Origin of the sequence: Vibrio sp. S17_S38 (genome assembly GCF_014694375.1) — a bacterium.
Classification (GTDB): domain Bacteria; phylum Pseudomonadota; class Gammaproteobacteria; order Enterobacterales; family Vibrionaceae; genus Vibrio.
Map to the genome: position 1 here is coordinate 19,623 of NZ_JAAUWW010000009.1, position 16,562 is coordinate 36,184.

Annotated in this window: 14 protein-coding genes; 7 read left to right on the forward strand and 7 right to left on the reverse strand. The window is 39.8% G+C overall.

What is annotated here, in order from left to right; all coding sequences use genetic code 11:
- Nucleotides 1–96 precede the first annotated feature (96 nt).
- On the reverse strand, nt 97–477 hold the full coding sequence (locus HC725_RS08530; RefSeq protein ID WP_190331401.1) for a diacylglycerol kinase: 381 nt from the start codon (nt 475–477) through the stop codon (nt 97–99).
- A 19-nt stretch (nt 478–496) separates the two neighbouring features.
- A complete protein-coding gene (locus tag HC725_RS08535; protein WP_194687910.1) occupies nt 497–2,146 on the reverse strand; it encodes a phosphoethanolamine transferase in 1,650 nt (549 codons plus the stop codon).
- A gap of 360 nt (nt 2,147–2,506) precedes the next feature.
- Between HC725_RS08535 and HC725_RS08540 the strand changes: the two genes are divergently transcribed.
- Nucleotides 2,507–3,544, forward strand: coding sequence for a LacI family DNA-binding transcriptional regulator (locus HC725_RS08540; RefSeq protein WP_190331402.1), 1,038 nt, complete (start codon nt 2,507–2,509; stop codon nt 3,542–3,544).
- Between the two features lie 61 nt (nt 3,545–3,605).
- Here the strand turns inward: HC725_RS08540 and HC725_RS08545 are convergent, their stop codons facing one another.
- From HC725_RS08545 to HC725_RS08565, 5 genes are all read right to left on the reverse strand, one after another.
- Nucleotides 3,606–4,688: an ABC transporter ATP-binding protein gene (locus HC725_RS08545; RefSeq protein WP_190331403.1), complete on the reverse strand. Its 1,083-nt coding sequence runs from the start codon at nt 4,686–4,688 to the stop codon at nt 3,606–3,608.
- Nucleotides 4,681–6,966 (reverse strand): glycoside hydrolase family 2 protein, encoded by a 2,286-nt coding sequence (locus HC725_RS08550; protein WP_190331404.1) that lies wholly within the window; start codon nt 6,964–6,966, stop codon nt 4,681–4,683. Before HC725_RS08550 ends, HC725_RS08545 begins: the two co-directional genes overlap by 8 nt.
- On the reverse strand, nt 6,966–7,778 hold the full coding sequence (locus HC725_RS08555; protein ID WP_190331405.1) for a carbohydrate ABC transporter permease: 813 nt from the start codon (nt 7,776–7,778) through the stop codon (nt 6,966–6,968). Before HC725_RS08555 ends, HC725_RS08550 begins: the two co-directional genes overlap by 1 nt.
- A 1-nt stretch (nt 7,779) precedes the next feature.
- On the reverse strand, nt 7,780–8,658 hold the full coding sequence (locus HC725_RS08560) for a carbohydrate ABC transporter permease (RefSeq protein WP_190331406.1): 879 nt from the start codon (nt 8,656–8,658) through the stop codon (nt 7,780–7,782).
- Between the two features lie 77 nt (nt 8,659–8,735).
- Nucleotides 8,736–9,998: an ABC transporter substrate-binding protein gene (locus tag HC725_RS08565; protein ID WP_190331407.1), complete on the reverse strand. Its 1,263-nt coding sequence runs from the start codon at nt 9,996–9,998 to the stop codon at nt 8,736–8,738.
- 319 nt (nt 9,999–10,317) lie between these two features.
- Between HC725_RS08565 and HC725_RS08570 the strand changes: the two genes are divergently transcribed.
- The 6 genes from HC725_RS08570 (at nt 10,318) to HC725_RS08595 (ending at nt 16,401) form a co-directional block, all read left to right on the forward strand.
- Nucleotides 10,318–11,106: a ferredoxin--NADP reductase gene (locus tag HC725_RS08570; RefSeq protein WP_190331408.1), complete on the forward strand. Its 789-nt coding sequence runs from the start codon at nt 10,318–10,320 to the stop codon at nt 11,104–11,106.
- Between the two features lie 371 nt (nt 11,107–11,477).
- Entirely contained in the window at nt 11,478–12,521 is a 1,044-nt protein-coding gene (gene pstS, locus HC725_RS08575; protein WP_190331409.1) for a phosphate ABC transporter substrate-binding protein PstS, read from the forward strand.
- Nucleotides 12,522–12,695: 174 nt separating this feature from the next.
- A complete protein-coding gene (gene pstC, locus HC725_RS08580) occupies nt 12,696–13,628 on the forward strand; it encodes a phosphate ABC transporter permease subunit PstC (protein ID WP_190331410.1) in 933 nt (310 codons plus the stop codon).
- On the forward strand, nt 13,625–14,494 hold the full coding sequence (gene pstA / locus HC725_RS08585; RefSeq protein ID WP_190331411.1) for a phosphate ABC transporter permease PstA: 870 nt from the start codon (nt 13,625–13,627) through the stop codon (nt 14,492–14,494). The genes pstC and pstA overlap by 4 nt, the downstream gene beginning before the upstream one ends.
- Before the next feature lie 61 nt (nt 14,495–14,555).
- A complete protein-coding gene (gene pstB, locus HC725_RS08590) occupies nt 14,556–15,371 on the forward strand; it encodes a phosphate ABC transporter ATP-binding protein PstB (protein WP_203219072.1) in 816 nt (271 codons plus the stop codon).
- Nucleotides 15,372–15,579: 208 nt separating this feature from the next.
- Nucleotides 15,580–16,401: a phosphate ABC transporter substrate-binding protein gene (locus HC725_RS08595; RefSeq protein ID WP_190331412.1), complete on the forward strand. Its 822-nt coding sequence runs from the start codon at nt 15,580–15,582 to the stop codon at nt 16,399–16,401.
- Nucleotides 16,402–16,562 lie beyond the last annotated feature (161 nt).

Here is a 16,562-nt window from a genome sequence, read left to right on the forward strand (position 1 = left end):
AGTAAATACTAGATCAATAACACTCGAATGGTGGCAAAAGCTCAATAAAAAGGCCCAACACGTGGACCTTAATTTTTACCAATCACATTCATTATTTTATGCAAACCGGGTAAATAACACCACGCCCCACACCATTGCAGACATGATTAAACTTAATGTCACTATCGCTGAACCGACATTTTTTGCCACACCAGAAAGTTCGTGGTAATCCAAACCAACACGATCAACCACTGCTTCAATCGCGGTATTGGTCATTTCTGCAAATAAGACAAACATCATCGATAACATAATCGCTAATGTGTGCATGGCTGGAATATCAAGCCATAGTGCAATCACGGTTAGCGGCACAAACAATATCAATTCTTGTTGGAACGCTGCTTCATTTTTTACCAACCACTTCACACCATTAGAACTGTGTACCAGCGTATACATAAGACGACTGATACCGGTGCGTTTGACTATTTCTTTTTCGTTCATTTTTAAAACTCAATTAATATTATTTTGATTGGCAAATTGAAAATAAATCTTTTTGATCATTTTTCTCTTTGGTTGTCACACCCATAAAACCAATAACACTATGGAATAAATTATCATGAGAGTAGCCCGTTTTTTTAGACTCACTCTTCACACAATCCAGATTAATGTGTTTCTGAGTAGCGTATTGTTTCGGTATCCACATTAACCATGGAACGGTTGTTTGCTCTTTCGGCGCAAGTGAATACGGCGTGCCATGCAAGTATAAACCAAGTTCACCCAATGACTCACCGTGGTCGGACATATACATCATTGCCACATTATATTTGTCGGAATACTGCTCCAACGTTTTAACCACTTGCGATAAAAAGTAGTCAGTATATACCAATGTATTATCGTAAACGTTAGTTATTTCTTGATCGCTGCATTGCTCTATATCTTTACTATTACACCAAGGTGCAAATTTTGCTTTTTCAGCAGGAAAACGTTGGAAATAGGTTGGCCCATGACTGCCAATAGTATGCAGGACTAAAAGCTTATTTTTACTGTCATCCGAAGCTAAAAATGGCTGTGCTTCTTTTAACATCACCTCATCAAAACACGTTTCTCCATTACATAATTTCGGGTGTTTTTTCGGATCGATATCAATCAACGTGGTTTTTTTAGCAACGCCCTTATCTCCCCCATCATTATCTATCCATAAGGTTTTAACGCCACTTTTTGCAATAATATCTAAGGCATTATCTTGGCTATTAGCGCGTGCTTTTTTGTAATTTTCTCGGTCCATATTCGAGAACATACATGGAACAGACAACGCCGTATAAGTCCCACAAGAAGACACATCTTTAAACGAAATTAACCCTAAGTTTTTGGTATATGGTTGAGTATCACGAGCATAGCCATTAGCCGTGAAATTCATACTACGAGCCGTTTCACCTAAAACAAACACCACCAACGTCGGCTTCTTGTTTTCTACAGGTTGCAACGCAGCATCTTGCCCAAGAGAAACATAATCTAAAGGCTTGGTTAAGAAATTTCTGTTCACATATTGGAAAGTATTATAAACATGAGCAGGAATAATCATTTTGTTTAAATACTTATTGTTCCTTCCTACCGAGGCATAATCTTTGTAGGTGGTAACCGCAATCAACGCGATCCCACAAACCGCAATCATAACCACAATAATTCGACTGAGTAATTCTTTTAAAATAGACGATCTATACTCAAGCTTAACCCAGAAAATCAATATTGTAGGAATAAGGCCAAACACCACAAAATACAAGGCTGATCGGAAGGTAAGATAAAACGAAATTTCTGATGGATTCGTTCCGAAAACATTTTCTATCATCGATATATCAAACAAGATGTTGTACGTCACTATGCCATACAAAGCGATGGCAGAAGTAAGGGTAATAACCGCCATAATCGGTTTAAAAACAGCAGGCCAAGCTAATAAGGAAAAAACCACCATAAAAGCAAAACACAGCACAAACGGCCCCGTATAAGGGAACCAAAAGTCAGGAACATCTGTGCTTAATGAAAAAATACGACTCACTATTGGGTAGTTCAGCACAAAACCATAGTATATGGAGAGTATGACGATCAAAGTCGTCACTTTCATAGTCGGACGCGAAACGATATTGAACCATTTATTAGGCAGAATGTTGCTCATGGGGAAACCTATAAAATCAAAGTGAAGCGAGAATAAACTCTGAAACTTAAGGTTTACTGAAGACAAGCTGAATCTTTCCTCAACTCAATTGAACGATGTACACAATAAAGAATAACAACATTTTCTATGAAACCTACCTTCATTCGTACAGCAAGAACATGACAAGAAGCATGACTCGTAAAAAATATCATAGTTAGATATGTACTCGCTCAACTCTGCTAAGCTCTGGTATCAAAGTATGTAGCTATCTAGACCGAATTTTGTCCCCATAAAATTTAATTTCTTATAATTTGAGCTTTTATCACTTTTTCAAATACATTCTTTCGATAAAATTTAGGAAATATTTAGGACATAATTAATTTGACTACCGTAAAAGATATTGCGAACAAAACAGAAACCTCCCCTTCCACGGTTTCAAGGGTATTAAATAATGACCCTAGTTTGTCACTCACTAAGCAAAAAAGACTGTTGATTAAGAAAGTTGCAGATGAACTGGGCTATCGATCCCCAAGGCAGAGAAAACAAGAAAGCCAAAAAGAAGATCATGCGATTGCAGCCCGCACCCACTTCAAACTGGCGAGTGATACCACACTCAATTTAGTCGTTGTACACTCTCTTTCCCCGACAGAAGAGTTAAACGACCCTTATTTTACCTCCATTCGCATTGGAATTGAAAACCGCTGCCATCACTTTAATATTTCATTACGAAACACATTTTCGTCGCACTTAAAAGCCAATAAATATTTCCTACAACACGCCCAAGCGGTGATTTGTGTTGGTCATTTTAGCCCACAAGATATTGATAGCATTTACCAACAAAATAGGCAGCTAATATTTATTGATTCCAATCCACTGGCTCAAAAAAGTGATTCCGTCTTATTTGATCGAAAAGCTGCTGCTACCGAACTAGTTTCGAACATTATTAATAGCGGAGCTAAACGCCCGGCCTTTATTGGTAATGATGAGGACAGGCTACATGTCTTTAGAAATCTGACTCAAGAGAAAAAAATTTATCATCCCGAGTTATGCAAAGTCAGTCAGTTGTTTTGCATTGAATCTGGCTACAACGCCATGTCTGAGTTGTTAGATCAAAATCAATGGCCTGACGTGGTATTTGCTGCTACAGATATTATTGCTATTGGTGTTTATCGCGCGATCCAAGAACGAGACATTGACATACCAAAAAAAATAAAAGTCATCAGCATGAACGATATTCCAACCGCCCAACATTTGAATCCGAGCCTAACTACCATGCGGCTATTTGCAACCGAAATGGGCGAATCGGCCGTCGATCTCTTTCTTGAATTAGTCGCAGGGCGACAATACAAAAAATCCGTATTATTAGGGTATGAAATGATCTGGCGGGAAAGTTTTCCAATTGAAAGCGTGACCCATTAAAAATAAAAAAACCTCCCATTAATATGTAAAAATGAGAGGTTATTGAACAAGCAATAAATAATTAATTAATCCTTAGCCCTGCTTCATCAAATATATGACAATCTTGGCTATGTAAACTCAATTCGATGCTGCTATAAGGCTTAGGGTTATTATCCCCACTTAAAAATACTTTAAAGTTATCAATCCCAGAAAAAGTGCCAAATAAATAGGTGGCATTACCCAACCTTTCTGTCACTTCATTATGCATACAAAGTTGCACATCCCCTGTAGATTCTAGGCTTAAGTGCTCAGGACGAATACCGATAGTGATTGTTTGATTACGTTGTAATCGGTGTTCAGGAATTTGAACTGTCATTTTTTCTATATTGTTAATCATGATCGTCACGGCATCACCTTGAATGTCAATAATATTTCCTTTAATGAAATTCATGTTTGGTGATCCAATAAAACTTGCTACAAACAAATTTTTAGGCTTATGGTAAAGATCCATAGGGGATCCAACTTGTTCAATATGGCCTTTATTTAATACCACGATTTTATCCGCTAAGGTCATCGCTTCCACTTGGTCATGAGTAACATAAACCATGGTATTGCCCATCTCTTGGTGTAACTTGGCAATTTGTAGACGCATCTCAACCCGCAATTCAGCATCAAGGTTAGATAAAGGCTCATCGAATAGGAATACTTTCGGCTCACGGACAATCGCTCGTCCAATCGCAACACGCTGGCGTTGCCCACCAGATAGTTGTTTAGGTGTACGATCAAGTAAACTATCCAATTGAAGCGTTAAAGCCGCTTCGTGCACGAGCTTTTTCACTTCTTCTTTTGGCCTGCCATTCATTCTTAGCCCAAATCCCATATTTTGCTCGACGGTCATATGCGGATATAACGCATAGGACTGAAACACCATCGCAATTCCCCTCGCAGCAGGATCGCATTGATTGACCATTTTATTATCAATATGAATCTCGCCGTCGGTAATATCTTCTAAACCTGCGATCATGCGCAATAACGTTGATTTCCCACAACCCGATGGCCCAACAAATACTACAAAATCACCCGATTCAATCTCCAGATCAATATTATGAATAGTTTGGGTATTACCATAACGTTTTACGACTTCTTTCAGTAAAATATTAGCCATGTTGAACCTCTTTATTGTCCTTTTTCTCTACTAGGCATTCCTTCACCATCAGTTCAATATTCTCGAGGGCAAACACTTGGCTTTGTATTTGAATAGAGCCTTGTCCACCTTGGTAAGCTCGAACCCAAAAACTGGCGACGCCTCCTTCCATCGACAATGCGCCAGGGCCAATTAAACGTAAATTATCGCTGATTTCCACTCTCACGACATCTTGGAAATACGGCATGAGATGACCTTTTTGATCGAGCGCTTTCAGTACTACACGTGTCGTGTCTCCACAGTGCGCATTCAACTCAGTCGTTTGCACTGTCACTTCTAATTGCGTAGGAACGGGCGATGCGGATAATTCTGTTTCCATCACCTTTTCACCATTCACATAGCCGCTTAGTTTTAAGTCGCTCCATGTGTATCCCCAATCCCCAAGCGGCAGATCACCTTGGTTCATTTGATCAATCACAATCGGTGGATGAGGCAAATGAGCAAAGCGTCCACGATCCGGATAAAATCGGCGTGATTCTCCTGAGCCCACTTGAACATCAACATAATTACAATTGGTTAATATTACCAAAGGTAAAGCTTTCGCTTCTGGTCTTTCCCCGCGCGTCCAATACGTCACGGGTTTTATGACCACGCCGTTATCTGGGCTTTGCTGGCTGGAATAAACATACGCGGCAAACTTTGGCACACGGAAAGCGTCCGTCACACCGTGATAGCACACCTTATCGCCACTGCCAAAATCTCGATGGGTATTGTAATCAAATAAACACCATGCAATCGCACCACTGATGTTCGAATTTGCGAAACTCGCATCCAATACTTTTAAATGACGCATCACATGCTCGTTTTGCCACACTTCACAATCATGACGCTTAGTCGGATACATGTGACCTGCATATTCCGTTACTAAATACGGTACAGGTTTATCTAAGCCTGTCACATTTTGTGGGCTACGCAGATTCACTGCTGCTGCAGGGTTTAATTGACTGTCCGTCAAAATAAAATCATTCATAGTGTAGACATCTTCAAGATATTCACTGTTCTGAATACAACGAACACCGCCAGTTTGACGTGTTGAGTCCAGTCGCTTTGCCACCGCATTGGTCTGGGTGTAAAAATCATGATCATCAGGTGATTCATTAATTCTCACCCCCCATAAAATAACACTTGGGTGATTCCAATCTCTTTTCACCATTGCCGCCACATTTTCAATCGATTTTTGCTGCCATGCTTTGTCACCAATGTGTTGCCAACCCGCAATCTCCTCAAAGACTAATAGGCCAATTTCATCACAACGATCTAAAAAATACGGGGATTGTGGGTAGTGAGAAGTACGAGCAAGGTTAAACCCTAATTCATATTTAATGATATCGGCATCCAACTGTTGAGCGCGCTTTCCCATAGCATAGCCGACATGCGGATAACTTTGGTGCCGGTTAATACCAATTAACTGACGACGTGAGCCATTAAGGTAAAAGCCTTCAACGGTAAATTCTGCTTCTCTGAAACCAAAAAAAGTACGATAGCAATCATTAATGTCCATACCGGATAAAGTCACTTCCACTTGGTATCGTTTAGGAGAATCAAGCTCCCATAACTGCACCTTATCCAAGGAAAAAACATTAAGCTCCAGAGCCTCGTTTGTTACCGTAGCAACGCTCCATTGCTCAGTAGCAATAGATTCCCCGTCAGGGTCAATCAAAGTAAAAGTAAGATTAAGTGGCCCAGTATATGGGGATAATTCTTGCAACATAACCTTCAAATTGACAGAAGGCTGAGTTAAGACATTGCACGTTTCAACTTTGATATTTTCAATTCGTACGGCGTCAAATGAGGTCACACTAACATCACGATAAATCCCCGGAAAACAAAGAAAATCAATCATGCCACCAAAGGGCGGAATATTAGGGTTCTCAACACCACTTAATGTCACAACGATAAGGTTTTCACCCACTTGTAGATGAGGCGTTAAATGCACATCAAAGGGAGTAAAGCCATCACTGTACTGCTGAACTAACACACCATTTACATAAACGTGAGCATTACACATAACGCCTTCAAAACACATGATCTGCTGCTTGACTAGATCGCTTTCATGACACGCTAATGGATAGTAATAAGTAAAGTCTTGATGTAACTCTTGCTCATTAAAATAATTAAAAGGAACATCTACCGCGTTATGAGGAATTTCAATACGTTGGCATTGCTCAGGCATTTGATTCGTCTTTTTCAAGCCTTGGCAAAAGAACCAGTTTTTATGAATAGAATGAGTATCACGCATTATTTTACGGCTCCAGTCATGCTTGCAACGAACTGTTTTTGCATTGCAAAGAAAATAATCAAGCTCGGAAGTGTAGAGATCACCGTTCCCACCATGATCAGCCCAAAATCGGGAGAATAGGCAGAAGCGAAACTCGATAACACCAAATTGATGGTTTTAAGATCGTTCGATTGCAAAACGATCAATGGCCATAGAAAAGAATTCCAAGAAGCCATGAAAACAATGACAAAAGCGGCTGCATAGCTGGCTTTCATCACCGGCACATAGATGTACACAAAAATTTTCCATTCAGCGACACCTTCCACCCGAGCAGCATCAATCAGCTCTTTCGGAAAAGTTTTTGTGCATTGCCTAAAGTAGAAAATGATAAAAGCCCCTGCCACGGTTGGCATGATGACCGCTAAATGGGTATCTAATAATCCAGCCTTTCCAAACATCGTAAAAAGAGGAATCATTAAAGCAGCGAAAGGAATCATCATTGTCGCTAATAACGCAACATAAACCCGATCTCGGTTTTTGCTTTTATATATTTCAAATGCATAACCGGCTATCGAACATACTGCTAACGTTGACACAGTACTGATGATCGCAATTTTTGAGGTATTCCAAAAAACTTGCAGCAGATCAACTTGACTGGTTAAGTTGTGTAAATTCACCCAAAGTTGATCACCAAAAGTAAATTTTCCCATATTGATTTGATTGGTACTATTTGTGCTCGACACCAACATCCAATAAAAAGGAAATAAAGAAAGAAAACTCATTAACACCAGAAATGCATGCATTAAGATGACGTTTATTTTATTACTCGACATATTAATCATTCCTTATCGCTTTAAATTGAATCAAAGCAAGCAGCGCTGAAAAAACCACGATGACATACGACACGGTCGCGGCATAACCAAAGTTAGGTACGAAGGTGAAGGATAAATTATAAATATAAAGTGAGAGCGTCATGGTCGCATTTGCTGGCCCACCATTAGTAATATTCATCACTTCATCAAATAACTGCAGTGTTCCTATTGTCGAGGTCACGCTGGTGAATAAAATAACGGGCTTTAATAGTGGTACAGTAATAAATAAAAATTGTTTAATCGGACTGACACCATCAATTCTTGCTGCTTCATAAATTGACTTATCTATATTTTGCATAGCCGATAAAAAGAAGATCATATTATATCCCGTCCATCGCCATGTAATCGCAATAATAATGGTAACCTTCGACCAAAATGGATCAGCTAACCACGGAATAGGCTCATCAATAATATGAGAAAATATTAAAAATGAATTCACCACACCATCAAGACCGAACATACTTTTAAATAAAATGGAATAGGCGACAAGTGAAGTCACACACGGCAAAAATATTGCCAAACGAAACCAAGACTTATATTTAAGTTGAGTAGAATTAAGGCACGACGATATTGCGAGAGACAATACAATCATAATAGGTACTTGGATCACCAAGAAAATTAACGTATTCCATAGTGCCTTCTTAAAAACCGGATCATGAAACAGGCGTTCAACGTTACCAAAACCAACAAACTCAAGTAATACGCCACGACCAGAATGCAATGACAACCAAAGTGATTTCGCAATTGGATAGAGAGTCATCAAAGCAATTAACGCCACTGCAGCGCTCACAAACAGCCAACCGTTAACGTCATAAAGCCTATGTAATCTAACTTTATTCATTATTACACCATTAATACGAGAATGAATAGAGACGGAAAGCTGGGCCTTCCCCAGCTCTCATTACCCTAGGGAGGTCGTTACTGAATTTGGTATTTCAGCGCGGTTTCTACTCGTTCTAGTACATCATCAACCGAATCACCATCAAGCAGAGCAGGGATCTCTGCGGCAATGGCGTTGTCGACTTCTTGGGTATACATTCCATAAGGAACTTGGGGGATTTGTGTTACCCATTTTGAAAAATCAGAAAAGACAGGCTGCCCCGAAAAGAATGGGTCGCTAACGGTATACGCCTCACCGGATGCAGCCGGCAAATAGGTGGCTAACGCACCACGTTCAACAAGGAGTTTTTGATACATCTCGCTATCGGATGCAAAAGTATTTTTCAGGAATTCAATCGATTTCTTGGTGTGTTTGCTAGCACTAAGTACATACCAACTTGAGCCACCTTGATTAGATGCATGGACTGCATTAGGTAAGTTTAGACTTGGAATTGGCGCGACTCGCCATTTGCCTTTCTGATCTTCAGTACTCTTAATAGAGCCCATCATCCAAACGCCCGTGGTGACCGAAGCCACTTGTCCAGCATTAATGCTGCCAACTAGACTAGACCAGCCAGAAGTACGACGTGTGATTTTTGCATCATTAATCGCTTTAATCGTTTTAAGTGTTTCTTTTAAGGCTTTATTGGACGTAATGTTTAATTTTCCGTCTTTAGTAAAGAACCACTCCCCTCCTGATTGCATCATAATATGTGGAAGAACAACGTCATTGATATCGTAAGTCAGCATATTCACGCCAGTTTTCTGTTTCACTTGTTTGCCAATCTCAATAAATTTATCCCAAGTGATATTCTGCAAATCTTCAGGCTTGTAACCGGCTTTCGCTAAATAATCGCTACGATAGAATAACCCTGCGACACCGGAATCAAATGGAAGACCATAAACTTTATCACCAATGGTCATCACTTCTACTTTGTATGGTGCAAACTTTGAATAATCAATGTTGTCTTGCAATGGTGTGAAAGAGCCCGGGTAAGCTTGTAAATATTTCTGGGCATTATAATCTTCAATTAACACCATATCTGGCAAGGCATTAGTAATACCAGATGCCAGCATGGTATGCAGCTTCTGTTCGATATCATTTTTACCTGAATCGATCACTTTTAATTCAAAGCTAGGATCAATTTTTTTATAACGTTCCGCCGCTTCTTTCATCGCTGCCACGTTAAAATTAGGATCCCACGCCCAAACGGTTAATTCTTCTGCGTAACTGGTTTTTGCTATCCCTGCAGCAAGTAGGATGAATGCTAATATCGTCGATATTTTCTTATTATTTTTCATCAATCTCAGTCCTTTGTTATAAACGAGTGTTATTGAACTCGAATTAAGCTTATTGACAGCCTAGCAACTAAGCAACGTCTAACTTAACCAAGGTCAACTCATCTAGTGATGAAGATCACGTATCACTTTATCCAACATGGTAATACTCGATCTTATTAAAAATAATTTAGGAAATATTTACTAAAAATAAAATTCTCGTTATACGATTATTTAAATTTCAAGCTCTCATGAAATAACCACATGGAATGAGAATGAGTCTTGCTTGATAACGCTATAGGTATAAGATAGAAAAGCTGTACTTATGAATAAGGAGTCGCTAATGAAAGATATACCTCTCGGTTTTACAACTGGTCGTGTTATTCAGCGCACTGATTGGGCGGAACACCTTTTTTCGCTCACGGTTCAAGTCCCTGCTAATACTTATCCTTCTCCTGCTTTTATTGCGGGACAATTTTCAAAACTAGCGTTACTTAATCAACAAGATGAATGGGTAAGACGCGCCTATTCCATGGTGAATAAACCAACTATTCGAGATGATAATCTAATCCTAGAGTTTTTAGTCATCGAGATCCCACAAGGTCAACTCACACCACATTTAGGACATTTACAGATAGGCGATACTCTTTATGTTGGTACTCAACCTGCTGGGTTTATGACACTTGATGAGATCCCATCGAACACAAAAGATTTATGGATGTTGTCGACAGGTACAGGCATTGGGCCGTTTTTATCAATATTAGAAGAAACGGAATCATGCCAACATTTTGAACATTTAATTTTAGTTCAGGCCGTCCGGACTCAATCCGAATTAGTTTATAAAGAGAAAATCATTGAGTTAATGAAGCGATATCAAGGCAAGCTTCGTTATGTTCCAATTGTTTCGCGTGAGTCGGTAAAAGGAGCATTGCAAGGCCGAATTCCTGCTTTGCTTGAATCTGGCCAATTAGCCGCGGTAGCTCATGTTCCGTTAACCAAACAGCAAAGCTTTTTCTATTTATGTGGAAATCCCGATATGGTGCACGACACCAGGGATACGCTAGAAAATATGGGATATAAAAAACATTTACGTCGAGAAGCAGGTCAATTTAGTTTCGAAAATTATTGGTAACATAACTCCATAAGAACATTTCTGTCGCAAAAGGTGACACTAAAAATCATTGATTGCGACAGAGTAGCCCCCAATAAAAAAATCATAACTCAAGCATCAATTACACTATTAAAATGTAACAATAAAAACATGATAAAAAGAATAGAACCTGCTTTTCCTTCCTAATATTTCAGATAGTCACCACCTAAAAACCACCCTCTCACATGCCTTCAACCAGATAAATATATTATTTAAACAAATGCTTAATAAGAATAGATCGAAATTGAAATTTATGATCTCACTTTTAATGATGTCTTGTAACGAAATTGACATATAGGGAATGTAGATTGGGAAATGAAAATACATTTCCTTACAAATTTCAGGATGGAAAAATGAAGAAATACACTTTCCTTTTAGCTTCGTTAGCAATGGCATCGGCTTCAACTATGGCAGCAACCACAATTAATGGTGCTGGTGCAACTTTCCCTTATCCGGTTTATGCAGACTGGGCAAAAGTTTACAACCAAGAAACGGGTGTACAACTTAACTACCAAGCGATTGGATCGGGTGGTGGTATTAAACAAATCGAAGCAAAGACAGTTGATTTTGGTGCATCGGATGCGCCTTTAAGTAAAGAAGAATTAGACAAAAATGGCCTTGTTCAATTCCCTGCGGTAATGGGATCAATTGTTCCGGTTATCAATATTAAAGGTATTAAAGCTGGTGAACTGAAACTTTCAGGTGAAGCACTCGCCGATATCTACCTAGGTAAAGTGAAATATTGGGATGATGCTGAAGTTCAATCACTTAATAGTGACCTAACACTACCTCACCAAATGGTGATAACAGTTCACCGCTCAGATGGTTCTGGTACAACTTACAACTATACAGATTATCTACAACGCGCAAGCAAAACGTGGGCTGCTCAAGTTGGAATGGGTAAAGAAATCGCGTGGCCAAAAGCAGCAACTGGGCTTGGCGGCAAAGGGAATGCAGGAGTTGCAAACCTAGTGAAACGTACTCCAGGTGCTATTGGTTATGTTGAATACGCTTACGCTGAGCAAAACAGCCTTGTTTACACTCAAATGAAAAACAAAGATGGCAACTTTGTGAAACCAGAACTCGCCTCATTCCAAGCAGCAGCTGCCAATGCAGATTGGAAAAATGCACCAGGATTCAAACTGATGCTGAATGACCAACCGGGCGCTAAATCATGGCCAATGACAGCGGCAACCTTCATCTTAATGCATAAAGAACAAGCTAACCCAGAAACAGCTCAAGAAGTATTGAAGTTCTTCAAGTGGGGTTACAAACACGGCGATATCGCCACTAAGTTAGGCTATGTACCAATGCCTGCAAACGTAGTTGATATGGTTGAAACCATGTGGTCAAAAGACATTAAGTCGACAAATGGTAAAGCGGTTTATACCAAATAAGACAAAATCGTGACCAAGGGTGATGCCCGCAAAGCCATCACCCTTTCGTCATTGAATATGCCTGTCTACTTTGGATATAAAGATTTGGGTATAAAAATTGATAACAGGAATAGAACATTGAACGTGTCTAATATCGAGATATCCCAACCGCCCAGAAATACAAAACCGAAGCATATGTCTCCAAAATTCTTTACGCATAATCGTGTAGAACGTTTATTCCGTCGAACCAGCTTTACTAGCGCAATTTGCATTATGTTATTGATGATCGCGTTATTTGCTTCTTTAGTTGGAGGCGCGTGGCCTGCTATTTCTCAATTTGGTTTTGGCTTTATCACTAGTACAGATTGGGATCCGGTTAAATCCTTGTTTGGTGCGGCCAATGCATTGTACGGTACGATTGTTTCCGCGGTTATTGCTGTATTATTGGCGACCCCAATTGGTATTGCGATTGCCATTTCATTATCAGAACTTGTTCCTAAATGGGTCGCAAAACCTATCAGTATTGCCATCGAACTGCTCGCCGCAGTGCCAAGTATTATTTATGGTATGTGGGGTTTATTTGTTTTTGCTCCTTGGTTCTCTGAAAATATACAAATGTGGTTACTGGATCATTTAAGTGAAATCCCTGTGATCGGCAATTTATTCAGTGGTCCGCCTATCGGTCTTGGTTTACTCACCTCTGGCATCATTTTAGCCATTATGATCTTGCCTATTCTCACTTCATTGATTAAAGATGCCCTCGCCACCGTACCGAATGTATTACGAGAGTCTTCTTATGGCATCGGAGCACATTCTTATGAAGTGATTTTAAAAGTCTTATTACCTTCTATTAAAAGCTCTATTTTAGGCGCATTTATTTTAGCTCTGGGCCGCGCATTAGGCGAAACCATGGCGATTACTTTCGTGATTGGTGGGTCACAAGACATCAACGCCTCTTTATTTATGCCAGCTACATCGATTTCTGCCACCATCGCAGAACAATTTAATGAAGCAACCAACCCATTGCACCTTGCGTCTTTACTAGAGCTTGGTCTTGTATTGTTTGTTATCACTTTCATCGTCATGGGTTATGCCCGTATCCAACTAAGAAAAGGGAACCAATCATGACTCGTTCTCAATGGCGCACCGTTAAAAGCAAATGTTTCCGTGGCCTTTGTTATGGTGCTACTGGACTGGGTTTATTGATCCTTTCCATTATTGTTTACAGCTTATTGTCTAAAGGTTTACGTGGATTAAGCTTGTCTACTTTTACCGAATCCATGCCAAGTCCGGGTGGTGAAGGTGGTCTTGCTAATGCCATCGTCGGAAGCTTGATGATAAGTATTGTGGGTATTGCCATCGCTATCCCTATTGGTCTATTCGCTGGAACTTGGCTATCTGAATACGGTAAAAATTCAAAACTGGCGGATACAATTCGATTTTTAAATGGCATGCTAATGAGCTCGCCATCCATTCTGATCGGCTTATTTATCTACGAAATTTGTGTCAAACCAGCAGGCAGTTTCTCTGGTTGGGCGGGTTCATTCGCGTTAGCCGTGATTGCCCTACCAATGATCATTTCAACCACCGAAGAGATGTTAAAACTCGTACCTAAAAGTATTCGTGAAGCCGGAGCAGGACTTGGCTTACCAAAATGGCGCGTCACCTTATCACTTAGTTATCGCAGTGTTGGCGCTGGCATTTTAACCGGTGTATTGCTGTCATTTGCTCGTATTTCGGGTGAAACCGCACCACTACTTTTTACCGCACTGAACAACACTTTTATGTCACTTGATATGAATGGTCCAATGGCAAATTTACCTGTCACTATTTATCGACTCGCCATGAGTCCTTATGATTCATGGAACGACCTTGCTTGGACCGGAGCACTGATCATTACGGTTGCAATTTTACTGCTGAATATAGCTTCTCGGGTACTGCCGACCATGCTTGCAAAACATGCACAACTTAAACATCAGAAGAAGCAAGGATAAAATCATGAACGCTACTGCATCGACGGTTATCAATCATCCAGCCATGATGGCACCAAAGAATATGAATAAAACTCAAAATACAGAAACAATAATAACGCCCCAAATAGAGACTAAAAAGTTATCAAAACGTATGGACATCCAAGGACTAAATTTCTTTTATGGCGAAGGGAAACAAGCGCTTTCAGATATTAACCTGCCTATTTATGATAACCATGTCACCGCTATTATTGGAGCGTCAGGCTGCGGGAAATCAACACTACTTCGCACCATGAATCGAATTTATAACCTATATGATGAGCATTATGCAGAAGGTAAAATCACCCTTGATGAAGATAATATTCTCAGCGCAGAAACCGATCTTTACGGACTTCGCAGTAAAGTTGGCATGATCTTCCAGAAACCAACCCCTTTCCCAATGACAATCTATGAAAATATTGCCTTTGGTATTCGTTTAAAAGAAAAAGTCTCAAAAAGCGAGATGGACGAACGCGTTCAAGATGCTTTAGAACACGCTCGTTTATGGAAAGAAGTGAAAGACAAACTTCATACCGATGCGATGGGATTATCTGGCGGTCAGCAACAACGCTTATGCATCGCACGCACCATCGCATTACAACCAGAAGTGATCTTGATGGATGAACCAACCTCGGCGTTAGATCCAATCGCGACATTAGGTATTGAGAAATTAATCACTAAATTACGAAAAACGTTCACCATTGTGATCGTGACGCACAACATGCAGCAAGCCAAACGTATTTCCGACTTCACCGCATTTATGCATTTAGGTGAACTGGTGGAATTTGGTCAAACTGAGAAAATTTTTAATCGCCCAGAACAAACAATGACTTCTGAATACATCGGCGGTGAATTCGGATAATCATAATATAAATATAGAATTTTATTCCGCTACTGCAACACACTTTACAGTAGCGAATTTAGCCCATCTTACTTAAGAAAAATATCGCACTTTCTTTACTGTCATCTACCTTTCAAATTACTGTCACACAACTGTCATATTTCAACCTTAGAGTGTCTCTCGTCAACTGAACAACTCAACGGCATGATGCCACTAAAGGAAATTAGGTATGAAAACGACATTAATCAGCACCTTAGCAATTCTTGGTGCACTAAGCGCAACTTCTGTATCAGCAAAAGAAACGATCTCTGCGGTTGGTTCAAGCAGTGTTACCCCACTAATGGAAATGTTCTCTGAAACTTATACTAAAGCAAATCCAGATGTTTTTATTGAAGTTCAAGGCCCTGGTTCATCTGCTGGGATTAAAGCGGCAAAAAATAATTCTGCTGATTTAGGCATGTCATCACGTAACTTAAAACCTGCCGAAAAAGAATCCGGATTGAAAGAAGAAATCATTGCACACGATGGTATCGCAGTTGTCGTTAACCCTAAAAATACAGTGAAAAGCTTAACCGCTGCGCAAATCACCTCTATTTACAAAGGTGAAGTATCAAACTGGAAACAAGTTGGTGGTGAAGATAAGCCTATCGTAACCATTACACGTGATACAGCTTCAGGTACTCGTGGTGCATTTGAAGACATCATGGATCTGAAAATGAAAGTCAACAAAATAGAAGTTTCTGCGATTTCTCAACGTGCTCAAGTTGCTAACGGTAACGGCGGTCTAAAAACCATGGTTGCAAGTAACCCTTACGCGATTGGCTACATTTCTTTAGGAACGGTTGATAACTCCGTCCATGCTTTATCGGTTGATGGTGTTGATGCAACGGTTGCTAATATTAAAAATGGTACTTACAAAGTTTCTCGACCATTCCTTGTTTTGTACCACGAAGGTAAGCCTTCACCAACAGCACAAAAATTCCTTGATTGGATGTTAACGAAAGATGCACAAAAAATCGTGACATCTCATGGCTACATCGACATCCACTAAGATTTAGAACACGACACCATTTAAATTATTGCTGAGTTCGTGAGAACTCAGCTTATTTTCCATTTCAGGCTAACGCTGGAATGTGAATTTTGATTATGACCATCGCCACTATTCGTTATCTCATCTGAGTAATAAACAAATAGTGACTAAAATGATAGTGA